This is a genomic window from Kitasatospora sp. NPDC002551 (genome assembly GCF_040296005.1).
In the GTDB taxonomy this organism is placed as follows: domain Bacteria; phylum Actinomycetota; class Actinomycetes; order Streptomycetales; family Streptomycetaceae; genus Kitasatospora.
Map to the genome: position 1 here is coordinate 52,559 of NZ_JBEOWI010000040.1, position 22,724 is coordinate 75,282.

The window sequence follows — 22,724 nt, forward strand, 5'->3', positions numbered from 1 at the left end:
GGGCAAGACCCGAATGAATTCGGGCGGAATACGGCCCCACCCGGTCCGGGATGAATATTCGCCGGAAGGGAGCAACGGATTGGGCTATTGGGCCGCACGATTTTCCGACCTCCGGAAAAACGGCGGAGCCGCACCCCGCGTCGGCGGGGTGCGGCTCCGGGGAACCGTCGGCGTGTCAGCCCTGCGGCAGCGCCGCGAGCTGGGCGGTGATCCGGGCGATGTCGGCCTCGGCGGCCTCCTCGCGGCCCCGGATCTTGGCGACCACGTTGTCCGGCGCCTTGGCCAGGAAGGCCTCGTTGCCGAGCTTGGCGCCGCACTGGGCCTTCTCCTTCTCGGCCGCCACGAGGTCCTTGGCGAGGCGCTTGCGCTCCGCCGCGACGTCGATCGTGCCGGACAGGTCCAGCGCCACGGTGGCGCCGGCGACCGGCAGCGAGGCAGTGGCCGCGAAGCCCTCCTCCGGCACGGTGAGGCGAACCAGCGAGCGGATCGCGTCCTCGTGGACGGCCAGCACGGTGCCGTCGAGCTCCAGCTTCGCCGGGACCTTCTGGCCCGGCTTGAGGCCCTGGTCGGTGCGGAACCGGCGGACCTCGGTGACCACCTGCTGCAGCGTGGCGATCTCCGCCTCGGCGGCGGCGTCGCGGAAGCCGCTGTCCTTCGGCCAGTCGGCGATGACGACCGACTCGGCGCCGGTCAGCGTGGTCCACAGCGTCTCGGTGACGAACGGGACGATCGGGTGCAGCAGCCGCAGCGTGACGTCCAGGACCTCGCCGAGCACCCGGCGCGCGGCGTCGGCCTGCGGGCCGCCCTTGGCCAGGGTGGTCTTGGAGAGCTCGACGTACCAGTCGAAGACCTCGTCCCAGGCGAAGTGGTACAGCGCCTCGGAGAGCTTGGAGAACTGGTAGTCGTCGTACAGCGCGTCCACCTCGGCGACCGTGCTGTTGAGCCGGGAGAGGATCCAGCGGTCGGCCGAGGTCAGCTCCTCCGGCGCGGGCAGCGGGCCCTCGACGGTGGCACCGTTCATCAGCGCGAACCGGGTCGCGTTCCAGATCTTGTTGGCGAAGTTGCGCGCCGCCTGGACCCAGTCCTCGCCGATCGGGACGTCGACGCCCGGGTTGGCACCGCGCGCGAGCGTGAAGCGCAGCGCGTCCGAGCCGTACTTGTCCATCCAGTCCAGCGGGTTGACGACGTTGCCGAAGGACTTCGACATCTTCTTGCCGTTCTGGTCCCGGACCATGCCGTGCAGCGCGATGGTGTGGAACGGCGGGGTGCCGTCCATCGCGTAGAGGCCGAACATCATCATCCGGGCGACCCAGAAGAAGAGGATGTCGTAGCCGGTGACCAGGACGGAGTTCGGGTAGAACTTCGCCAGACTCTCAGTCTGCTCCGGCCAGCCCAGGGTCGAGAAGGGCCACAGTCCGGAGGAGAACCAGGTGTCGAGGACGTCGGTGTCCTGGTGCCAGCCCTCGCCGCTCGGCGGCTGCTCGTCCGGGCCGACGCAGACGATCTCGCCGTTCGGGCCGTACCAGACCGGGATCCGGTGGCCCCACCACAGCTGGCGCGAGATGCACCAGTCGTGCAGGTTGTCCACCCAGTCGAAGTAGCGCTTCTCCATCTCCTGCGGGTGGATCTTGACCTTGCCGTCGCGGACGGCGTCACCGGCCGCCTGAGCGAGCGGGCCGACCTTGACCCACCACTGCATGGACAGCCGCGGCTCGATGGTGGTCTTGCAACGCGAGCAGTGGCCCACTGAGTGGACGTAGGGGCGCTTCTCGGCGACGATCCGGCCCTCGGCGCGCAGCGCGGCGACGATCGCCGAGCGGGCCTCCAGCCGGTCCAGGCCGAGGAACGGGCCGTGCGCGGTGATGACCGCGTGCTCGTCCATCACCGCGATGTTCGGCAGGCCGTGGCGCTGGCCGATCCCGAAGTCGTTGGGGTCGTGCGCCGGGGTCACCTTGACGGCGCCGGTGCCGAACTCCGGGTCGACGTGCTCGTCGGCGACGATCGGGATCCGGCGGCCGGTCAGCGGCAGCTCGATCTCGGTGCCGACCAGGTGCTTGTAGCGCTCGTCCTCGGGGTGGACGGCGACGGCGGTGTCGCCGAGCATCGTCTCGGCCCGGGTGGTGGCGACGACGATCGCGTTCTCGCCCTCGCCGTAGCGGATCGAGACCAGCTCACCGTCGTCGTCCTGGTACTCCACCTCGATGTCCGAGATGGCGGTCAGGCAGCGCGGGCACCAGTTGATGATGCGCTCGGCGCGGTAGATCAGCTCGTCGTCGAAGAGCTTCTTGAAGATGGTCTGGACGGCCTGTGACAGCCCCTCGTCCATCGTGAAGCGCTCGCGCGACCAGTCGACGCCGTCGCCGAGCCGGCGCATCTGGCCGGAGATCTGGCCGCCGGACTCCGCCTTCCACTGCCAGACCCGCTCGACGAACGCCTCGCGGCCCAGGTCGTGCCGGGACTTGCCCTCCTTGGCCAGCTCGCGCTCGACCACGTTCTGGGTGGCGATGCCGGCGTGGTCCATGCCGGGCTGCCAGAGCGCCTCGTAGCCCTGCATCCGCTTGCGGCGGACGAGGGCGTCGATCAGCGTGTGCTCGAAGGCGTGGCCCAGGTGGAGCGAGCCGGTGACGTTCGGCGGCGGGATGACGATGGTGTACGGCGGCTTGTCACTCTCGGCGTCGGCGGTGAAGTAACCGCGCTCTACCCAGCGCTCGTACAGCTCGCCCTCTACGTCCGCCGGAGCGTAGGTCGTCGGGAGGGTGGCTGCTTCGTCCCCGGCGGGCGTGCTCGCGGGGCGCTGGTTCGTGGTGTCGGTCACGACGGACAGTTTACGTAACCCGGGAACCGGCTCACGAACCGCTTTCACCCCCCGGACACCGCGACCGGCCGCGACGGGCCCGCGCGGGAGCCGCGACGGTGTTCCCCGTCCGGGTGACGGACCGGTGCGATAACGTGCCGGACATTCGTCCGAGCCTTCGAGCGAGCCCGGCACCACCGTCCCAGGAAGGGCCTCCGTGACCGAGCAGAACCCCTACGGCGCGCCGCCACCGCCCGCCGGACAGCCCCAGCCCGGGCAGCCCTACGGCGGCCCGCCCGTGCCGCCGCAGGCCCCGCCGCCCTACGGCGCCCCCGCGCCGCAGCCCTACGGTGCCCCGGCACCCCAGCCCTACGGCGCCGTCCCGCCGCAGCCCGGCGTGCCCGGCCCGCCGGGAGCGCCCGGCTACCCCGCGTACGGCGCCTTCCCCGCCGCCCCGCCGCCGCGCCGCTCCCGGCGCACCCTCGGCATCCTCATCGGCGTGTTCGTGCTCGTGCTGGCGCTGATCGGTGGCGCGGTCGCGTACTTCGTCTTCGACGTCACCTCCAACGCCGGCACCCAGAAGGTCGTCCTGCCCACCACCTTCAACGGCCTCAGCAGGGACGAGAACAACGAGGTCGCCCGGCAGATGGAGGACGCCATCACCGCCCAGCTGGGCAAGGGCGACGGCGGCTGGAACCCGACCGGCGTCAGCGCCGTCTACCAGGACGCCACCGAGGAGCCCAAGCTCGTGGTGCTCGGCGCCTACGGCAAGGTGCTCGCCCCCAAGACCGAGCTCAACGCCATGTTCAAGGGCCTGCAGTCCGACGGCACCACGGTCAGCGACCGGCACCCCGTCGACCCGGGTCCCAAGGGCGGCAGCATGGAGTGCGGCACGGCCTCCCAGGAAGGCACCGACCTGGGCGTCTGCGCCTGGAGCGACTCCAGCAGCCTGGTCATGGTGATGAGCCCGCCGGCCGAGGCGGGCGGACGCCCCGACCTCGACAAGCTGGCCTCGGACACCCGCGCGCTGCGCGCCGTCGCCGAGATCCCGAAGTAGGCGGCGACGGCCGAGGGCCCCGGCGCCGCCCGTGGAGGCGGTACCGGGGCCCTCGTCGTCCCGTCGCCGGGCGCGGCCGTCAGGCGCTCTTGTCGCGCCGCTCCCGCTTGATCATGTCGCGCGGCACCAGGGTCGGGATGGCGTGCTTGGAGACGACGTCCCCGGTCACCACCACGCGGGCGACGTCCTGGCGCGAGGGCACCTCGTACATCACGGACATCAGCACCTCCTCCATGATGGCCCGCAGGCCCCGCGCGCCGGTGCCGCGCAGGATCGCCTGGTCGGCGATCGCCTCCAGCGCGTCCCGGGAGAACTCCAGCTCCACGCCGTCCAGTTCGAAGAGCTTGCGGTACTGCTTGACCAGCGCGTTCTTCGGCTCGGTGAGGATCTGCAGGAGCGCCTCGCGGTCCAGGTTGTGCACGCTGGTGATCACCGGGAGGCGGCCGATGAACTCCGGGATCATGCCGAACTTGACCAGGTCCTCCGGCATCACCTGACGGAAGTGGTCGCTGGCGTCCAGCTCCCGCTTGGAGCGGATGTTCGCCCCGAAGCCGATGCCCTTGGCGCCCGCCCGGCCCTCGATGATCCGCTCCAGGCCCGCGAACGCGCCGCCCACGATGAACAGCACGTTGGTGGTGTCGATCTGGATGAACTCCTGGTGCGGGTGCTTGCGCCCGCCCTGCGGCGGCACCGAGGCGGTGGTGCCCTCCAGGATCTTCAGCAGCGCCTGCTGCACGCCCTCGCCGGAGACGTCCCTGGTGATCGACGGGTTCTCGCTCTTGCGCGCGACCTTGTCGATCTCGTCGATGTAGATGATCCCGGTCTCGGCCTTCTTGACGTCGTAGTCCGCCGCCTGGATCAGCTTGAGCAGGATGTTCTCGACGTCCTCGCCGACGTAGCCGGCCTCGGTGAGCGCGGTGGCGTCGGCGATCGCGAACGGCACGTTCAGCATCCGGGCCAGGGTCTGCGCCAGCAGCGTCTTGCCGGAGCCGGTCGGGCCCAGCAGCAGGATGTTGGACTTCGCCAGCTCGATGGCGTCCTCGCGGCCGTTGCCGCCGCTGCGGCCGGCCTCACCGGCCTGCACCCGCTTGTAGTGGTTGTAGACGGCCACCGACAGGGCCTTCTTGGCGAGGTCCTGGCCGACCACGTACTGATCCAGGAACTCATAGATCTCGCGGGGCTTCGGGAGCTCCTCGAAGCGCACCTCGGAGGTCTCGGCGAGCTCCTCCTCGATGATCTCGTTGCACAGGTCGATGCACTCGTCGCAGATGTACACGCCTGGGCCGGCGATCAGCTTCTTCACCTGCTTCTGCGACTTGCCGCAGAACGAGCACTTGAGCAGGTCGCCACCGTCTCCGATGCGTGCCACGAGGTGCTTCCCCTTCGCCAGGGGCCCCGCGGGAGTTCCGGGGCCTGGTGCTGTGGACCGTCGACGCCGACGGCGATCGGTCTCGCTATCCGACGGTACTCTGCCGAGCCGCCGATTCCGCCCTCTTCGCCGGGTCTGCCCTACGCCCTGGGCGAATTGATACCGAACAGATGCCGTCGGAGCGGCCCCCGGTGCCCTCCCGCCCGGGGACGGGCCCGGGCGGGAGGTGCCGACCTCAGGAGGTCAGCGAGGCCTTGCGGGTCGAGATGACCAGGTCGACCAGACCGTACTCGACGGCCTCCTCGGCCGTGAGGATCTTGTCGCGCTCGATGTCGTCGCGGACCTGCTCGACCGAGCGGTTGGAGTGCTTGGACAGCATCTCCTCCAGCTGCTCGCGCATCCGGAAGATCTCCCTGGCCTGGATCTCCAGGTCGGAGACCTGGCCGCGGCCGGTCTCGGTGTACGGCTGGTGGATCAGGATGCGGGCGTTCGGCAGCGCCATCCGCTTGCCGGGGGTGCCGGCCGCCAGCAGCACGGCCGCCGCCGAGGCCGCCTGGCCCATGCAGACGGTGGTGATGTCCGGCTTGACGTACTGCATGGTGTCGTAGATGGCCGTCAGGGCCGTGAACGAGCCGCCGGGCGAGTTGATGTACATCTGGATCTCACGGTCCGGGTCCATCGACTCCAGGCACAGCAGCTGCGCCATGATGTCGTTGGCCGAGACGTCGTCCACCTGCGAGCCGAGGAAGATGATGCGCTCCTCGAACAGCTTGGCGTACGGGTCGTACTCGCGGATGCCCTGCGAGGTGCGCTCGACGAAGCGCGGGACGATGTAGCGGCCCTCGGCCCGCATGTCCTCGACGCGGGCCTTGGCGGCCGACAGGCTGGGGATGTTCATGGGTGTTCTGGTCCTCCGGAGCGTTGTGGCTGTGGTCTCGTGGGCCGGGCCGAGGCTCAGGCGCCGGTGCCGCCGCCGCCGGGGACGTCCGCGGCACTGTGCATGATCGCGTCGATCAGGCCGTACTCCAGGGCCTCCTCCGGCGTGAACCAGCGGTCGCGGTCGGAGTCCTGGGTGATCTGCTCGAAGGACTGGCCGCTGTGGAACGCGATCAGCTCGGACATCCGCTTCTTGGTGCGCAGCAGCTGCTCCGCCTGGATGCGGATGTCGGTGGCCGAGCCGCCGAGGCCGGCGGAGGGCTGGTGCATGAGGATGTTGGCGTTCGGCAGCGAGAAGCGCTTGCCCTTGGCACCGGCGGTCAGCAGGAACTGGCCCATCGAGGCCGCCATGCCCATCGCGATGGTGACGACGTCGTTCTTGATGTACTGCATGGTGTCGTAGATCGCCATGCCGGCCGAGATCGAGCCGCCCGGGGAGTTGATGTAGAGGAAGATGTCCTTGTCCGGGTCCGCGGCCAGCAGCAGCAGCTGAGCGGTGATCTTGTTCGCGATGTCGTCGTCGACCTGCTGGCCGAGGAAGATGATCCGCTCGTTGAGCAGCCGGTTGTAGACCTGGTCGCCGAGGCCGCCCAGCACGTCACCAGCGGCGGCGTGCGGCGCCATCGGGCCGGGCATCTGCATCTGCGGGTACGTCACTTAGCCACCTGCTCAGTCGATTTGGACGGTCGCTCCACGGCCGTCACGATGTCGCACAGCTTCCGGGTATCACGTCGTGATTGTTGCTGTCCATGGACCCTAACGCGCAGGCCGGGCCGCTGAATCCCTCACGCAGAACTGTTCGCTGTGAGCGCAGGGTTCGCGGGCGCGGCGGGCCCGGCCGGGGAACGGCGCGGGCCCGGACACCGTACGGCGTCCGGGCCCGCGCTCGGCCTCAGGGCGAGCGAGGCGACCGCGGCGGTCAGGCCTCGGTCTTCTCCTCGGCCTCGGCCTCGGCGGCCGGGGCCTCGACGGTCTCGGCCGACTCGTCGGCCTCGTCGTCGTCGAAGTTGATCTCGTTGCCCTCGGTGTCGACGACCTTGGCGGCCTCGACCACGGTGGCCAGCGCCTTGCCGCGGGCGACCTCGCCGACCAGCAGCGGAACCTGACCGCCCTGGACGACCTGCTGGGCGAACTGGTCCGGGGTCAGGCCCGAACCGGCGGCACGGCGGATGAGGTGCTCGGTCAGCTCCTCCTGGGAGACGTTGAGCTCCTCGTCGGCGACGATCTGGTCCAGGACGAACTGGGTCTTGATGCCCTTCTTCGCCTGCTCGTCGAGCTCCGCGAGGTACTCCTCCTCCGACTTGCCCTGGGTCTCCAGGTAGCTCGCCAGGGTGAGGCCCATCGGCTCCAGCTGGTGGTGCTCGAGGTTGTGCTTGCGGGTCTCGATCTCGTCCTTGAGGAGCTTCTCCGGGAACTCGATCTCGACCAGGCCGAGCAGCGCGTCGAGGACCTTCTCCTGGGCCTGGGTGGCCTGGTCGTACTCCTTCATGCGCTCCAGGCGCTTGCGGGAGTCGGCCTTCAGGTCCTCCAGGGTGTCGAACTCGCTGGCCAGCTGGGCGAACTCGTCGTCCAGCTCGGGCAGCTCCTTCTCCTGGACGGCGGTGACCTTGACGGTGACCTCGGAGGTCTTGCCGGCCTGGGTGCCACCCTTGAGCTCGGTGGTGAAGGTGGCGGTGGCGCCGGCCTCCAGGCCGACGACGGCCTCGTCGATGCCGTCGATCAGACGGCCCGAGCCGATCTCGTAGCTCACGCCGGCGGCGGTGCCGTCCTCCGGCACCTCGCCGTCGACCTTGGCCTCGAGGTCGACGACCACGATGTCGCCGGTGGCGGCGGCGCGCTCGACGTCCTTGACCGAGGAGAAGCGCTCGCGCAGCTGCTCCAGGGACTTGGCGACGTCCTCGTCGGTGACCGCGATCGGGTCGACGGTGACCTCGATGGTCGAGAACTCCGGCAGGGTGATCTCCGGGCGGACGTCGACCTCGGCGGTGAACTTCAGGTCACCGCCGTCGACGAGGTTCTCGACACCCTCGATGTTGGTGATGTCGGGCTGGCCGAGGACCTCGATCTTGCCCTCGTCGACGGCCTGGGTGTAGAAGCGCGGCAGGGCGTCGTTGACGGCCTCCTCCAGCACGGCACCACGGCCGAAACGCTGGTCGATGATCCGGTTCGGCACCTTGCCCTTGCGGAAGCCCGGGACCTGGACCTGCTTCTTGATCTTGTCGTACGCCGCGTCGAGGCTGGGCTTGAGCTCCTCGAAGGGCACCTCGACGGTGAGTCGAACCCGGGTCGGGTTCAGAGTCTCGACGGCGCTCTTCACGGTTAGGTCTCCTATGGGCTTGCGGTCAGGTTGCCTCCGCCGTCCCCTGGGCCGCCGGCCTGGGCCGGTTGCGGGCGGGTCGGGCGAGACGGGCGATGGGCGGTTGGAGCTGCATCTCCCGTGGGGGGTGGACGGTGAGCGTGACTCCTCGCCCTCGTGCGGTTGACCTGGGTGGACGCCACAGGGACTACCGCCAGCGCCCCATCCTACCGGTACCACGAAAGGCGGACGCCAGGACGCCGCCGTCCGGGCCCGTTCAGGCCTTCCCGGCGGTCTTCCCGGCCGGTTCGGACGCGCGCTCCGCGGGGTTCGCGGCCGCGCCGCCGTCCGGCCCCCCGGCGCCGGTGCGCGGCGCCGGGCGCATGGTCACGGCGGCGTCGGAGTCCCTCACCCGCAGCGCGATCACGGCCGCGAGCAGGGCCAGCCCGGCCGCGGTCAGGAAGGCCGCGCGGTAGGCGGTGAGGTTCGCCACGGGCGTACCCGAGGCGTCCGCGGCGAGGGGGCCGACGGCGGTCAGCACGGTGCCGAGCACGGCCACGCCGAGCGCCGAGCCGAGCTGGCGCTGGGCGTTGTAGAGCGTGGAGGCGGCGCCGGTGGCGGCGGCCGGGACGGTCGCGAAGGCGGCGGTCTGGCTCGGCATGAAGACGTGCGACATCGCGAAGCCGGTGAGGAAGAGCAGTCCGCGCACCGCCCAGAGGTTGCTCTCCGGGCCGATCGTGGCCATCAGGGCCAGGCAGCAGGCCACCACGGCCGCGCCCGCGGCGAGCATCCGGCGCGGGCCGATCCGCGGGTAGAGCCGGGCCGAGACCTGGGAGGCGAGCATCACGCCGAGCGCCTCGGGGAACACCATCAGCCCGCTGTGCAGGGCGTCCATGCCGAGCGCGTCCTGCATCAGCAGCGGGAAGAGGTAGAGCATGCCGAGGAAGGCCGCGCCGGAGAACAGCGACAGCAGGTTGATGGTGCGGAAGATCCGGTCCCGGAACAGCCGCAGGTCCAGCATCGGCTCCGGGCGGCGCAGCTCGACCACGACCAGGGCGACGAGGGCGAGCAGGCCGGCGAGCGCCGTGCCGAGGATCCGCGCGCTCCCCCAGCCCTCGGACGCGCCCTCGGAGAGCGCGTACATGGCCCCGCCGAAGCCGACGGCGGCGAGCAGGAAGCCGGCCACGTCGAACCGCCCGGCCCGCCCGGCGCGGTAGTCGGGCAGGAAGAGCAGGCCGAAGACCAGCCCGGCGAGGCCCACCGGCACGTTGACGATGAAGACCCAGTGCCAGGACCAGCTGTCCACCAGCCAGCCGCCGAGCACCGGCCCGCTGGCCGGGGCGACGGCGGTGGGCAGCATCAGCACCCGGGTGGCCCGCATCCGCTCCTCCTGCGGGAAGGCGTGGAAGAGCATGGTCATCCCGACCGGGGTGAGCAGGCCGCCGGCCGCGCCCTGGAGGACCCGGTACAGGGTGAGCGAGGTCAGCGAGTCGGCCGTGCCGCAGAGCATCGAGGCCGCGGTGAACAGGGCGAGCGCGTACAGGAAGACCCGGCGGGTGCCGTACCGGTCGCCGAGCCAGCCGGAGAGCGGGACGAAGACGGCCAGGCTGACCAGGTAGCCGACGTTGACCACGCCGACCCCGGCCGGGTCGGTGCCGAAGTCCCGGCCGATGGAGGGCAGGGCGACGTTGACGATCGTGCCGTCCATGATGGTCATGAACAGCGAGGCGACGAAGACGACGCCGACCGCGATCTTGGGGTTCATCCGCGTCGGCCGGGTCGGGCTCGTCGCACGCATGGGTGGTTCTCCAGGTCTGGTGAAAAATCAACCACCCACCATGCCCGAGCCGCGGCGGAAACGACAACAGGGCCCCGCCCTGGGCGAGACCCTGCGCACGGTCGGGGTGACCGGATTCGAACCGACGGCCTTCCGCTCCCAAAGCGGACGCGCTACCAAACTGCGCCACACCCCGTGGTGCCGAGAGGAAGCGTACACGCCGGGCCCCGCCGGATCGCCGAGATATTCCGAGGCCCTCACCGCGCATGGGGTGTGCGCGCAACCGACCGGACCAGGTACGCTGTTCCCGACCTTCCGTCCGGTGACGGCCGGGGGATCGCGCGGGCGTAGCTCAATGGTAGAGCCCTAGTCTTCCAAACTAGTCACGCGAGTTCGATTCTCGTCGCCCGCTCCGCGGTACGGCCCCGGTGGATGCACAACATCCACCGGGGCCGTTCGCGTTTCCCGGGCCGGCGCCCGCCGACCGGGCGTCAGCCGGCGGCGCCGGCCCGGGGCGTCACAGCCCGAGCCGGGCGGCCCGGGCGGCGGCCCGCTCCAGCAGCCGGTGGACGTCGGCCTGCCGGGTGGTGGGCCGGTCGTTGAACTCGTCCGGGGAGTTCACCGGGCGGCCGGTGGCGTGCAGCACCTCCATCAGCTGGACCCGGGCGGTGCGCGCGGTGGCCGGGGTGCCGAACCCGTGGGCGAGCACCGCCGCCTGGGCGCCGAGCAGGCAGACCCGCCCGGCCGCGTCCCACATCGCCCCCTGCAGCCAGCCGTGCGCGGCGAGGTAGCGGGAGGCGAGGTCGAGGTGTTCGGCGGCGGTGACCGGCACGGGCCGGGCGGGGCGGCGCAGCGCCCGGTCGAGCAGGGTGGCCCGGGGCAGCGGGTGGCCGGCGTGCCAGGGACGCAGCACCGAGCCGTACGGGCAGACGGCGTAGGGCGCCGGGGTGCGCGCGGGGGCGGGCAGCGAGGCCAGGTACGCCTCGATCTCGGCGACCAGTCCGCGGGCGCCGGGGGTGAGCAGCCGGGTGGGCGCGGAGGCGGGCGCGGGGGCGTGGACGGTGCGGGGCATGCGGGCTCTCCAGGCTGCCGGTGGTTTCCGCTCCCCAAAATGGTACATTCCGGTCATTCCTGCGACCCGGGCGACGGGCCCGCCACGCCGGGTCGGCCGCGCGTGGCGGCGCCCGGGCGGTTTCCCGGGGGGCCTTCGGGCCGATAGCCTCGGCGGCGTTCGACAGCAGTTCGATGGCCGATGGCGTTCGAGACGATTCGAAGCCGTGAGCGGAGGAGTCCCCGTGCGCCCGCAGGACCGACTGGCCGTCATTCAGCGCTGCGTGGTCCGGGAGATGGCGCGGCTCGGGCAGGAGTTCACCGCCGACGGCGAGGTGGTGCGCGGCCCGGGGACGGTCGCGGTGGCCGTCCGGGAACACCCGGGCGGCGAGGGCGCCGGGCACGTCGACCTCGGCTGGGCGCTGGAGCTGGGCCGGGCGGACGCGCCGGTGGTGTGGGACTGCGCGGCCGGACTCGGCAAGACCGAGGAGGAGAAGCTCGAGAACGCGGTGCGGATGTGGGCGACCACCACGGCGGCCGCGCTCGTCGAGCTGCGCGAGGGCCGCGGCGCGCACGCCGACCACGCCGACCACCCCGAACTGCCCGGCTGGCACGCCGTCCAGGGGCCGGCGGCGGTCTTCGGGTTCGGCAACGAGCACCTGGCGGCCTGGCTGGCCGGGAACCGGGTGGTGCCCGCGCTGGCGTCCGCGCTGCTGCCGGCGCTGACCGGGCCGGGCGCGCGGCGGCCGCACGGGGTGAAGCTGTTCCTCGGCGGGCGGTCGGGGGACGACGTGGCCGAGGTCAGGATCGACGGCGAGGTCAGCGAGGCGGCGTCGGCGGCGCTGCGGGCGCTGGACTGGCCGCGCGGCGAGCGGCTGTGCTGGGCGCGGCTGTTCGTGCTGCTGACGGCCCGCGAGGAGCCGTCGGCGCCGGTGACCGCGCCGGCCGGCGCCGGCGGGGTCGTGGCGGCCCGGCCGGCGGCCGTGGCGGCGGCGCGCCCGCGGGGCCTGTTCGCCCGCTGGCGGCAGGCCAGACGCGCCGACCGGTGACGGGTCGCCGGCCGTGGCGGGCCGGCGGTCCCGGGGTCAGCTGGTGATGTTGGAGATGGACTTGGCGATCTCGTTCAGGAAGTCCTGGATCGGCGTGGCGGCCGTGCTCTGGTTGAGCATGAAGCCGAACAGGGCGGCCAGGATGAAGTGCCCGGGCTTCAGCTGCTTCTGGCGGATGAAGATGAAGCAGATGATGCCGAACAGGACCAGCGCGGAGACGGAGAGTGCCACCCGGACTCACTTCCTCGTTTCATAGCGGGGCGCCACCGGCTGACGGCCCCTGCGAAGCCGGACCCCGGCCTGTCCGACGGTCCCGAGGCGGAACTTCAGATCGTCCGGCACGTCGAGGCCGGAGGGGAGGCCGACCGCTACGGCCGCACGGTGCCCGTCGTGCCGCATGTGACGCCCCCATCCCCCGAATCCTGAACAATCCCGCCCGGACTCAGTGTGGTCGACCATGCCGATTGCGTAAAGGTCTGACAGTCGGTCGAACGCCGATATTCTGCGATGCGAGACGAGTTTCCGCCGACCGAGACGATAGCCGAGACATCCTGACGAATCGTCGGCGGGGCGGCGCTGAGCGGCCGGGAAACGTTCGGCGGGCCGGACCGGAACCCGCAGGTCCGCTCCGCTGCGGGGGCACCGGAATTGGCCGAAGATCAGCTCCGGGGCTTGACAGCGGCTGCCGTTGGCACGTGCCGCCGCGAGGGGCCCGCGGGGCCGGATTCCGCGCCGCTCAGTCGCGCCAGAACAGCAGCACCGCGCGGTCGTCGTTGATGTCCCGGGCGACCGTCTCGATCAGCCGGGAGGCCGCCCCGCCGCCGGTGCCGGGGCCCGCGCCCGGCACCAGCCGGTCCGCCTCCCCCATCAGCCGGTCCATGCCCTCCGAGAGGTCCCGGCCGGGTGCCTCGACCATGCCGTCGGTGCACAGCAGCAGGACGTCGCCGCGGTTCAGCCGCCCCCGCACGCCCTCGAACTTGGCACCGTCGTAGATGCCGAGCGCCGGGCCCTCCAGCGCCTCCTTGATCTCCCAGCGGCCGGCGCCCGCCAGCCGCTGCATGCCCGGCAGGTGGCCGGCCGAGAGCAGCTCGTACTCGCCGGTGTCCAGGTCGAGCACCAGGTGCACGGCGGTCGCGAAGCCCTCCTCCCAGGACTGCCGCAGCAGGTAGCCGTTGGCGGCGGGCAGGAAGTCGTGCGCGGGCAGCGAGCCGAGCAGCCCGCCGAACGCGCCGGAGAGCAGCAGCGCCCGCGAACCGGCGTCCATCCCCTTGCCGGAGACGTCCGCGAGGACCACCTCCAGCACCCGGCGGCCGGGGCCGGTGCGGTCGGCGACCACGAAGTCGCCCGAGAAGGACTGCCCGCCGGCCGGGCGCAGCGCCATGTCGGCGTGCCAGCCGTCCGGCAGCCGGGGCACCCGGCTCTGCACCCGCAGCCGCTCGCGCAGGTCGAAGAGCATCGTCGAGCCGCCCCACCAGGGCACGCCGACCCGGCTGCGGAACTGGGCCAGCAGCAGGCCGCCGACCCCGGCCGCGCCGACCACCAGGGCGGCGCCGGGGGTGACCCCGTAGGTGTAGGACTCGGGGTGGTCGCTGGCCACCCGCTGGCCGGTGTGGATGACCGACTCGGCGGACAGGCCGAGCGCGGCCAGCGCGTAGAGCACCACCAGGGAGCCGGGGCGCAGCAGCAGGGCCGCCGCCAGGATCGGCAGGACCAGCGCGGTGGGCGGGGCCCAGGCGGGCCACCAGACGTTGAGCAGGATCAGCAGCGGGACCAGCAGGGCGAGCGCGCAGAGCACCGGCCAGTCGGCGGCGCCGCCGCGGAACCAGTCGACACCGGCGGTGCGCAGCCTTCGGCGGACCCGGCGGAGCCTCTTGCGCAACCGGGCCGTCACGGGGTCGGACGCCGGGGCGGCGCCGGGCCTCGTCGCAGTCGTCTGGGGCGGTGTGCCCGGCGCTCTGCCAGCCATGGGGACCGACCATATCCACCGGCCCCGGTCGGCGTCGACGGGCCGGGCGGGGCCGGGGGCGGGGTGGCGCGGGCGCGTCAGCGGGTTTCGGCCGATTGCGGGCGGCGGCGTCCGGAGCGTCAGGAGGCGTGCGGGCGCGGGGCGTACGAACCGCCCGGACGGCGCGCGCGCCGTGCCGCGCGGGCGGCCTGGCGCGGCGTGCGCCGGGGTCTGCGCTGTGGCCGATCACACAGCGGTCGTCCAGCGGCCGTCCAGCCGGCGTCCGGCCGGTTTCCGCACCCGGGGCGGCCGGGGACGGCACCGGGGAACGCGGCGGGGGGGGGGGGGGGGGGGGGGGGGGGGGGGGGCCGGGGGGGGGGGGGGGCGCGGCCGGCCGCCGGGAGGAGCCGGGACGGGCGGGAGGGGTCAGCCCTCCTGCTGCGGGTGGTGGGCCGGGATCGGCGGGAGCTCGCCGGTGGTCTCGTACACGCTGAGCATGTCGATCCGGCGGGTGTGCCGCTCGTCGCCGCTGTACGGGGTGTTGAGGAAGATCTCGACGAACTTGGTGGCCTCCTCGACGGTGTGCATCCGGCCGCCGATGGAGATCACGTTGGCGTTGTTGTGCTCGCGGCCGAGCGCGGCGGTCTGCTCGCTCCAGGCCAGCGCGGCGCGGACGCCCTTGACCTTGTTGGCGGCGATCGCCTCGCCGTTGCCCGAGCCGCCGATCACGATGCCCAGCGCCTGCGGGTCGGAGGCGGTGCGCTCGGCGGCGCGCAGGCAGAACGGCGGGTAGTCGTCGAGGGCGTCGTAGATGTGCGGCCCGCAGTCGACCGGCTCGTGGCCGGCCTCCTCGAGCCACTCCACGAGGTGGTTCTTCAGTTCGTATCCGGCATGGTCGGAGCCCAGGTACACGCGCATGCCCATGAGTGTGGCATGCGCGCGGACCCGGGCTCCGCAGGGGGCGGGGAACCGCTGTTCAGCGGCGGCCGAGGAGCTTCCAGGCCAGGGGGAGGGCGCCGGCGGCGAGGGCGGCCTTCAGGGCGTCGCCGACCAGGTACGGGTAGAGGCCGAGCTCGGCGGCGCGGGCCGGCGAGACGTCGAGGGCGAAGGCCAGGTAGGGCACGCCGACCGCGTAGATGGCGAGGCTGCCGAGGACCATCGCGACGGCGGTGCGCACCGGCGAGCGGTCGGCGCCGCGCCGGGCCAGCGCGCCGACCAGGCCGGCGGCCAGCACGAAGCCGATGGCGTAGCCGAGCGAGGGCATCGACCAGCCGGAGGAGCCCTCGGCGAACCACGGGACGCCCGCCATGCCGGCCAGCAGGTAGAGGCCCAGCGAGGCGACGCCGCGGCGGGTGCCGAGCGCGGTGCCGACCAGCAGGGCGGCGAAGGTCTGGCCGGTGACCGGCACCGGGGAGCCGGGGACGTTCACCGACAGCTGGGCGGCGAGGCCGGTGAACGCGGCGCCGCCGGCGACCAGGGCGAGGTCGCGGGCCTGGGCGCCGAAGCGGGTGCCGGCGGCGGGCAGCAGGTCCGCGAGAACGGCGCGGCTCGGAACGGGGGTGCTGGCGGTGGCCATCGGGCTTCTCCTCGGCACGGCAGGGATCCGGACGATCGAAGGATCAGCGGATCGAGTGAGTGATCACTCTGAACCTACGCGGCGATCACGCCGAACACCGTCAGGGATCCGGACAAAGCCCCGACCGCCCTCCTTGTCGGATCCCACCCCGCCACGACGACGCAGCGTGAGCACCCGCGCCCTTCCTGTCACCATGAGGTCCGTATGCTGGTCCCGAACCGGACATTCTTGGCATGCTCAGTCGCGTCACCGGATATTGGACAACTCGCACCGCATGTCGAACAGTCTGGATCCACCTCCCATGGCCCGCTCCTCCGCGCCCTCCGCGTCCGGGACCACCGCCCCCGCCTCCCCGGCCGGCGGCCAGCAGCTCTCCCACGGGCTCAAGCAGCGCCACCTCTCGATGATCGCCCTCGGCGGCGTCATCGGCGCCGGCCTGTTCGTCGGCTCCGGCGCGGGCATCGCGGCGGCCGGGCCCGCCATCATCCTCGCCTTCGTGCTCTCCGGCCTGCTGGTCATGCTGATCATGCGGATGCTCGGCGAGATGTCGGCGGCCCGCCCGGCCTCCGGCTCCTTCTCCGTGCACGCCGAGAAGGAACTCGGCCCCTGGGCCGGGATCACCGCCGGCTGGATGTACTGGGTGATGCTCTGCTGCGGCGTCGCCGCCGAGGCCACCGCCGCCGGCAAGATCGTCAACGGCTGGATCCCCGGCGTCTCCGCCTGGATCTGGGTCGCCCTGTTCATGGCCTTCTTCTGCGCCAGCAACCTCACCGCGGTGAAGAACTTCGGCGAGTTCGAGTTCTGGTTCGCCGCCGTCAAGGTCGCCGCGATCATCGCCTTCCTGGTGCTGGGCGCCCTCGGCGTCGCCGGCGTGCTCGGCCCCGGCGCCCCCGGCACCGCCAACCTCACCGGCCAGGGCGGCTTCCTGCCCACCGGCGTCAGCGGACTGATCGTCGGCCTGCTCGCCTCCGTCTTCGCCTACGGCGGCCTGGAGACGGTCACCATCGCCGCCGCCGAGTCCGAGGACCCCAGGCGCAACGTCGCCAACGCGGTGCGCACCGCCGTCTGGCGGATCGCGATCTTCTACATCGGCTCGATGGCACTGGTCGTCACCCTGGTGTCCTGGAAGGACCCGGCGGTCGTCGCCGACGGCCCCTACGTCACCGTGCTGCGCCACCTCGGCGTGCCCGGCGCCGGGACGATCATGCAGGCCGTGGTGCTGGTCGCGCTGCTGTCCGCGATGAACGCCAACATCTACGGCGCCTCCCGGATGGCCTACTCGCTGGTCGGCCGCGGCCAGGGCCCGCGCGCCCTCGCCAAGGTCGGCGGCGGGGTCCCCCGGCGGGCCGTGCTGGCCTCCTGCCTGTTCGGCTTCGCCGCCGTCCTGGCCGCCAAGTTCTGGCCCGACACCGTCTTCACCTGGCTGATGAACACCACCGGCGTCGCCATCCTGGTCGTCTGGCTGTTCATCTGCGTCGTGCAGCTGCGGATGCGCCGCCGCCTCGAACGCGAGGCGCCCGAGCTGCTCACCGTGCGGATGTGGGGCTTCCCGTACCTGACCTGGGTCGCGATGGCCGCCGTCGCCGGCATCCTCGCCCTGATGACCACCACCGAGGGCAACCGGCAGCAGCTGTACGCGGCCGGCGTGCTGGTCGCCCTGCTCACCGCCGCCGGCCTGCTCAAGCAGCGCCGGGACGCCGCCCGCGGCTGAGGCGCGGCGCGCGAAGGGGCCCGGTACCTGCGTGGTACCGGGCCCCTTCGCGCGTCCGGGTACGGACGCGTGCGGGTTACTCGAAGGACGGGCTCGCGGTGCGGGTCCGCTTGATCTCGTAGAAGCCCGGCGTCGAGGCGACCAGCAGGGTGCCGTCCCACAGCCGGGCCGCCGCCTCGCCGCGCGGGATCGGCGTCACCACCGGGCCGAAGAACGCGACCCGCTCGCCGTCCGCGCCCTCGACCGCGATCACCGGGGTGCCGACGTCCTCGCCGACCAGGGTGATGCCCTCCTTGTGCGACAGGCGCAGCGCCTTGTCGTACTCGTCGGTGCCGACCGCGTCCGCCAGCTCCACCGGCAGCCCGGCCGCGGCCAGCGCCGCCTCGATCGTCTCCCGGTTCTGCGGCAGGCCCTGGTTGTGGAAGCGGGTGCCCAGCTCGGTGTAGAGCCGGCCCAGCACCTCGTCACCGTGCTGCCGCGCGGCCGCGATGCACACCCGCACCGCGCCCCAGGCGTTGTCCAGCAGCTCCCGGTACTGCGGCGGCAGGTCCCGGTCCTCGTTCAGCACCGACAGGCTCATCACGTGCCAGTTCACGTCCACCGGGCGCAGCTGCTGGACCTCGATCAGCCAGCGGGACGTCATCCAGGCCCAGGGACAGGCCGGGTCGAACCAGAAGTCGGCGGTCTTGCGCTCGGCGGCGCCGGTGGCACCAGCGGCAGTCGTCACGGCTGTCGTCCTTCGAGAGTCGTCCGGGAAGAAGTGCGGGAACGATGTGCGGTCGGGGGCCTGCGCGGCCGCACGGGACCGTGCCCCCAGAACCGCAACGCCCGGCCCCCGCCGCTGATTCCGTCCCGCCCGCCCGAGTTGTGCAATGGTACCGGCGCGGGGGGCGTGAAAGGATGCTCCCGCAGCACCACAGCGCGCCGCACCACCGCACCAGCGAAGACCGCACCACCACCGTGCGAGCCGGACAAAGGAGTACCGCCGTGCCGGGCAAGAACCTGAGCCGCGACGAAGCCCAGCAGCGGGCCAGCATCCTCACCGTGGACGGCTACCACGTCCGGCTGGACGTGACCTCGGCCCCCGAGCCGACGGCCACCACCTTCCGCTCCAGCACCACCATCGCCTTCCGCTGCGCCGAACCGGGCGCGTCGACCTTCGTCGACCTGCTCGCCCCCGCCGTACGCGCCGTCACCCTCAACGGCCGCGCCCTCGACCCGGCCACCGCCTACGACGGCGCCCGGGTGCACGTCGACGGCCTCGCCGCCGAGAACGTCCTGACCGTCGAGGCGGACTGCGCCTACAGCCGCACCGGCGAGGGCCTGCACCGCTTCACCGACCCCGCCGACGGCGAGACCTACCTCTACACCCACTACGAGCCGGCCGACGCCCGCCGGGTCTTCGCCACCTTCGAGCAGCCCGACCTGAAGGCCCCCTTCACCTTCACCGTCACCGCCCCGGCCGCCTGGGACGTGCGCTCCAACGCCCCGCACGAGAGCGTCACCGAGGACGGCGCCGCCCGCACCTGGGAGTTCGCGGCGACCAAGCCGATCTCCACCTACCTCACCGCCGTCGTCGCCGGCCCGTACCACGTCGCCCGCGACCACTACAGCCGCACCCTCGACGACGGCACCGTGCTGGACATCCCGCTCTCCGCGCTGTGCCGCAGGTCGCTCGCGCCGTACTTCGACGCCGACGAGATCCTCGGCGTCACCAAGCTCGGACTCGACTTCTTCCACGAGCGGTTCGGCTACCCGTACCCCTTCGGCAAGTACGACCAGGCGTTCGTCCCCGAGTACAACATCGGCGCCATGGAGAACCCCGGCTGCGTCACCTTCCGCGAGGAGTTCGTCTTCCGTTCGAGGGTCACCGACGCCGCCTACGAGGGCCGCGCCAACGTCGTGCTGCACGAGATGGCGCACATGTGGTTCGGCGACCTGGTCACCATGCGCTGGTGGGACGACCTGTGGCTGAAGGAGTCCTTCGCCGACTTCATGGGCTCCTACGGCCTGGTCGGCGCCGGCACCCGCTACCAGTCCGCCTGGGTCACCTTCGCCAACCAGCGCAAGGCCTGGGCCTACCGGCAGGACCAGTTCCCCACCACCCACCCGATCACCGCGGACATCCGGGACCTCGAGGACGCCAAGCTCAACTTCGACGGCATCACCTACGCCAAGGGCGCCTCGGTGCTCAAGCAGCTGGTGGCGTACGCCGGCGCGGACGCGTTCTTCGAGGGCGCCCGCCGCTACTTCCAGCGGCACGCCTTCGGCAACACCGAACTCGCCGACCTGCTGGACATCCTGGAGGAGACCAGCGGCCGCGACCTCAAGTCCTGGGCCGCCGCCTGGCTGCAGACCGCCGGCGTCAACACCCTCACCCCGCAGCTCACCGCCGACGCCGAGGGCCGGATCACCGAACTCGCCGTCCTCCAGGACGGCGGCGAACTGCGCCCGCACCGGATCGCGGTCGGCCTCTACGACCGGGACGAGGACGGCGCGCTGGTGCGCACCGCCCGCTTCGAACTGGACGTCACCGGCGCGCGCACCGCCGTCGCCGAGGCGGTCGGCCTCACCCGGCCCGCGCTGGTCCTGCTCAACGACGACGACCTGACCTACTGCAAGATCCGCTTCGACGAGGAGTCGCTGGAGACCCTGCGCACCGGCCTCGGCGACATCAAGGACGACCTGGCCCGGGCGCTCGCCTGGTCCGCCGTCTGGAACCTCACCAGGGACGCCCTGATGCCGGCCCGCGACTACGTCGCGCTGGTCCTGCGGTTCGCCGGCCAGGAGGCCAACATCGGCGTCCTGCAGTCCCTGCACGGCCAGGCCAAGAGCGCCGTCGACCTCTACGCCGACCCGGCGTGGCGCGGCGAGGGCGGCCGGCTGCTCGCCGACGGCGCGCTGCACGAGCTGCGCGCCGCCGCCCCCGGCAGCGACCACCAGCTGGCCTGGGCCCGCTTCCTGGCGCAGACCGCCAACGGCTCCGAGCACCTCGGCCTGGTCCGCGGCCTGCTGGCCGGCACCGCCCGGATCGACGGTCTGGAGGTCGACCAGGAGCTGCGCTGGGCGCTGTGGCTGGCGCTGGCCGCGGCCGGCCAGGCCACCGAGGAGGAACTGGCCGGGGAGCTGGCCGCCGACAACACCGCGAGCGGGCGCCGCCAGCACACCCAGTGCCTGGCCGCCCGGCCCACCCCGGAGGCCAAGGCCGCCGCCTGGTCCGCCGTGGTCGACTCCGACGAGCTGCCCAACGCCCTGGTCGAGGCCAACATCGCCGGCTTCGCGGTGCCCGCGCACCGCGACCTGACCGCGCTCTACGCCGCGCCCTACTTCAAGCTGCTGGAGCGGGTCTGGGCCGAGCGGACCATCGAGATCGCGATGCGCATCGTCGGCGGCTTCTTCCCGCAGGCGCAGGTCGACGAGGCCACGCTGGCCGAGGCGGACGGCTGGCTGACCGGGCACCCGGACGCGGCGCCCGCGCTGCGCCGCCTGGTGCTGGAGCGCCGGGACGACCTGGCCCGCGCGCTGCGGGCGCAGGCCTGCGACCGGGCCTGAGACGACGGACGGCGGGGCCCGCCGCGACGCGTGTCGCGGCGGGCCCCGCCGTTCTCACGACCGGTCAGCGCCGGGTCACTTGCCGCGCAGACCCTTGTCCAGGGCGGCCATCGCGCTGCCCTGCGCGTCGTCGCCGTCCAGCGCCCAGACCATCACACCGGCCAGGTCGTTCCAGCGGGCGTAGCGGGCCTTCTCGGTGAGCACCTCGGCCGAGTCGAAGCTGTAGAAGGTGGTGCCGTCGTACTTCCAGGACGCGCCGTGGTCGCGGTCCACGTAGGTGGTGGAGCCGGGCAGCGCGTTGAGCTCCTTGTAGGTGAGGTCCGGCACGGTGCCGGTGGCCTTCTGGTGGAGGCCGTTGCGGTCGCCGGCCGGCACGCCGGTCCAGCCGTGGCCGTAGAACGGGGTGCCGAGGACGGTCTGCTGGGAGGGCAGGCCGCGCTGGGCGTAGTGGTCGACGGCCTTGTCGGAGCTGCGCTGGCGCGCGTCCGGGTCGGTGGGGTCGGAGTAGAGCGGGGAGTGGTGGTTGGTCGGGCCCTTGCCCTCCCACGGCCCGTGCAGGTCGTAGGTCATGAGGTTGAGCCAGTCGACGGACTCGGCGAGCTCGGGCAGCTCCAGCCGGTCGGCGACGGTCTCGTTGGCGGCGACGGCGGCGGTCAGCAGGTAGTGCTCGGGCTTCTTGCCCTTGCCCTTGCCCGCCCGGGCGCGCTCGTCGGCCAGCTCGTCCAGCTGCTCGCGGAACTCGTCCATCAGCAGGGTGAAGTTGCGGCCGTCCTCGGGGCGGACCACGTTGCCCGCGTCACCGCCGCCGCCCGGGTACTCCCAGTCGACGTCGATGCCGTCGAAGACGCCCGCGGCCACGCCGGCGCCGCCCTCCGGGGAGTCGGCCAGCCGCGGCACGTCGCCCTTCATGTAGAGGTCGATGCAGGAGGAGACGAACTTCTTGCGGGCCTCGTCGGTGGCGGCGGCGTCCGAGAAGTACTTGGACCAGCTCCAGCCGCCCAGCGAGATGACGACCTTGAGCTGGGGGTTCTGCGCCTTGAGCTTGCGCAGCTGGTTGAAGTGGCCCTTGAGCGCCTGGCCCGGGGCGTCGGCGACGCCGTCCACCGAGTCGGCGGCGGAGAAGGGGCGCTGGTAGTCGTTCCAGGCGTCGCCCTGGCCGGCCTCGTTGCTCTCGAAACAGGTGCCCTCGGCGGAGACGTTGCCGAAGGCGTAGTTGATCACGGTCAGCCGGCCGGCCTGGCCGGTCTGCTGGACCCGCTTGGCGGTGCTGTCGGCACCCCACGAGGTGAAGTAACCGACCCGCTGGCCCTTCAGCTTGGGGCCCTTGGCGCCGTCGGCGGCACTGGCCGTGGCGGTGGCGGCGGTGGAGGCGAGCAGCGCGGCGACGGTGGCGGCGGCGAGCAGGGCGGGGCGGCGAATGGGCATACCGGACCTATTCTCTGAAGCAGCGTCAATTGGTCTGGACCAGCTGGGACAGAGGTTTAGCCCATCGCGCCCTCGCCGCACAAGGGGTCCGACCGGGTCGGCGCACTATGCAAAAGACCGGCAAAGCGGGGGCGTCGGGCGGGCAAAGCGAAGGAGGCCGGACCGCGGGTGCGGTCCGGCCTCCTCG

The 22,724-nt window shown here is 72.3% G+C and carries 17 protein-coding genes and 2 tRNA genes; 5 read left to right on the forward strand and 14 right to left on the reverse strand.

The genetic code is table 11. The annotated features are described in order from the left end of the window. Positions 1 to 175 precede the first annotated feature (175 nt). Positions 176 to 2,815, reverse strand: coding sequence for a valine--tRNA ligase (locus ABT093_RS28430; RefSeq protein WP_350569301.1), 2,640 nt, complete (start codon positions 2,813 to 2,815; stop codon positions 176 to 178). Positions 2,816 to 3,011: 196 nt separating this feature from the next. Between ABT093_RS28430 and ABT093_RS28435 the strand changes: the two genes are divergently transcribed. Then, positions 3,012 to 3,851: a hypothetical protein gene (locus tag ABT093_RS28435; protein WP_350569303.1), complete on the forward strand. Its 840-nt coding sequence runs from the start codon at positions 3,012 to 3,014 to the stop codon at positions 3,849 to 3,851. Between the two features lie 79 nt (positions 3,852 to 3,930). Here the strand turns inward: ABT093_RS28435 and clpX are convergent, their stop codons facing one another. The 6 genes from clpX to ABT093_RS28465 all read right to left on the reverse strand — a co-directional run bounded on the left by clpX (position 3,931) and on the right by ABT093_RS28465 (position 10,425). Further along, positions 3,931 to 5,220: an ATP-dependent Clp protease ATP-binding subunit ClpX gene (clpX, locus tag ABT093_RS28440; RefSeq protein ID WP_350569305.1), complete on the reverse strand. Its 1,290-nt coding sequence runs from the start codon at positions 5,218 to 5,220 to the stop codon at positions 3,931 to 3,933. Positions 5,221 to 5,455: 235 nt separating this feature from the next. Continuing rightward, positions 5,456 to 6,118 carry an ATP-dependent Clp protease proteolytic subunit gene (locus ABT093_RS28445; RefSeq protein ID WP_350569306.1) on the reverse strand — a complete coding sequence of 221 codons (663 nt, stop codon included), beginning with the start codon at positions 6,116 to 6,118 and terminating at the stop codon, positions 5,456 to 5,458. A gap of 56 nt (positions 6,119 to 6,174) precedes the next feature. Further along, positions 6,175 to 6,792, reverse strand: coding sequence for an ATP-dependent Clp protease proteolytic subunit (locus ABT093_RS28450; protein ID WP_376096046.1), 618 nt, complete (start codon positions 6,790 to 6,792; stop codon positions 6,175 to 6,177). 283 nt (positions 6,793 to 7,075) lie between these two features. Beyond that, a complete protein-coding gene (gene tig / locus ABT093_RS28455; protein WP_350569307.1) occupies positions 7,076 to 8,473 on the reverse strand; it encodes a trigger factor in 1,398 nt (465 codons plus the stop codon). Between the two features lie 256 nt (positions 8,474 to 8,729). Beyond that, positions 8,730 to 10,250 (reverse strand): MDR family MFS transporter, encoded by a 1,521-nt coding sequence (locus ABT093_RS28460; RefSeq protein ID WP_350569309.1) that lies wholly within the window; start codon positions 10,248 to 10,250, stop codon positions 8,730 to 8,732. Positions 10,251 to 10,351: 101 nt separating this feature from the next. Continuing rightward, positions 10,352 to 10,425: transfer RNA gene (locus tag ABT093_RS28465), tRNA-Pro, on the reverse strand. Positions 10,426 to 10,570: 145 nt separating this feature from the next. Here ABT093_RS28465 and ABT093_RS28470 point away from each other — a divergent pair. Next, positions 10,571 to 10,641: transfer RNA gene (locus tag ABT093_RS28470), tRNA-Gly, on the forward strand. Positions 10,642 to 10,746: 105 nt separating this feature from the next. Here the strand turns inward: ABT093_RS28470 and ABT093_RS28475 are convergent. Beyond that, positions 10,747 to 11,301 (reverse strand): DUF6197 family protein, encoded by a 555-nt coding sequence (locus ABT093_RS28475; protein ID WP_350569310.1) that lies wholly within the window; start codon positions 11,299 to 11,301, stop codon positions 10,747 to 10,749. A gap of 223 nt (positions 11,302 to 11,524) precedes the next feature. On the opposite strand from ABT093_RS28475, the gene ABT093_RS28480 reads away from it, so the two are divergent. Continuing rightward, positions 11,525 to 12,328 carry a DUF6348 family protein gene (locus ABT093_RS28480; protein WP_350569311.1) on the forward strand — a complete coding sequence of 268 codons (804 nt, stop codon included), beginning with the start codon at positions 11,525 to 11,527 and terminating at the stop codon, positions 12,326 to 12,328. Positions 12,329 to 12,364: 36 nt separating this feature from the next. Here the strand turns inward: ABT093_RS28480 and ABT093_RS28485 are convergent, their stop codons facing one another. The 4 genes from ABT093_RS28485 to ABT093_RS28500 form a co-directional block, all read right to left on the reverse strand. Then, positions 12,365 to 12,559, reverse strand: a complete 195-nt coding sequence (locus ABT093_RS28485; protein ID WP_350569312.1) for a hypothetical protein — start codon at positions 12,557 to 12,559, stop codon at positions 12,365 to 12,367. Between the two features lie 505 nt (positions 12,560 to 13,064). Continuing rightward, on the reverse strand, positions 13,065 to 14,207 hold the full coding sequence (locus ABT093_RS28490) for a PP2C family protein-serine/threonine phosphatase (protein ID WP_350569314.1): 1,143 nt from the start codon (positions 14,205 to 14,207) through the stop codon (positions 13,065 to 13,067). Positions 14,208 to 14,699: 492 nt separating this feature from the next. Beyond that, complete coding sequence (locus ABT093_RS28495) at positions 14,700 to 15,191, reverse strand: ribose-5-phosphate isomerase (RefSeq protein WP_350569316.1); 492 nt, start codon at positions 15,189 to 15,191, stop codon at positions 14,700 to 14,702. 58 nt (positions 15,192 to 15,249) lie between these two features. After that, positions 15,250 to 15,849, reverse strand: coding sequence for a biotin transporter BioY (locus ABT093_RS28500; protein WP_350569317.1), 600 nt, complete (start codon positions 15,847 to 15,849; stop codon positions 15,250 to 15,252). A gap of 301 nt (positions 15,850 to 16,150) precedes the next feature. On the opposite strand from ABT093_RS28500, the gene ABT093_RS28505 reads away from it, so the two are divergent. Beyond that, positions 16,151 to 17,560 (forward strand): amino acid permease, encoded by a 1,410-nt coding sequence (locus ABT093_RS28505; RefSeq protein ID WP_350569319.1) that lies wholly within the window; start codon positions 16,151 to 16,153, stop codon positions 17,558 to 17,560. A gap of 76 nt (positions 17,561 to 17,636) precedes the next feature. Here the strand turns inward: ABT093_RS28505 and ABT093_RS28510 are convergent, their stop codons facing one another. Then, positions 17,637 to 18,287: a mycothiol-dependent nitroreductase Rv2466c family protein gene (locus ABT093_RS28510; RefSeq protein WP_502884337.1), complete on the reverse strand. Its 651-nt coding sequence runs from the start codon at positions 18,285 to 18,287 to the stop codon at positions 17,637 to 17,639. Positions 18,288 to 18,547: 260 nt separating this feature from the next. Between ABT093_RS28510 and pepN the strand changes: the two genes are divergently transcribed. Beyond that, positions 18,548 to 21,112, forward strand: a complete 2,565-nt coding sequence (pepN, locus tag ABT093_RS28515) for an aminopeptidase N (RefSeq protein ID WP_350569320.1) — start codon at positions 18,548 to 18,550, stop codon at positions 21,110 to 21,112. Positions 21,113 to 21,187: 75 nt separating this feature from the next. Here pepN and ABT093_RS28520 read toward each other — a convergent pair whose 3' ends face one another. Then, entirely contained in the window at positions 21,188 to 22,537 is a 1,350-nt protein-coding gene (locus ABT093_RS28520) for a glycoside hydrolase family 18 protein (RefSeq protein ID WP_350569322.1), read from the reverse strand. Positions 22,538 to 22,724: the final 187 nt, after the last annotated feature.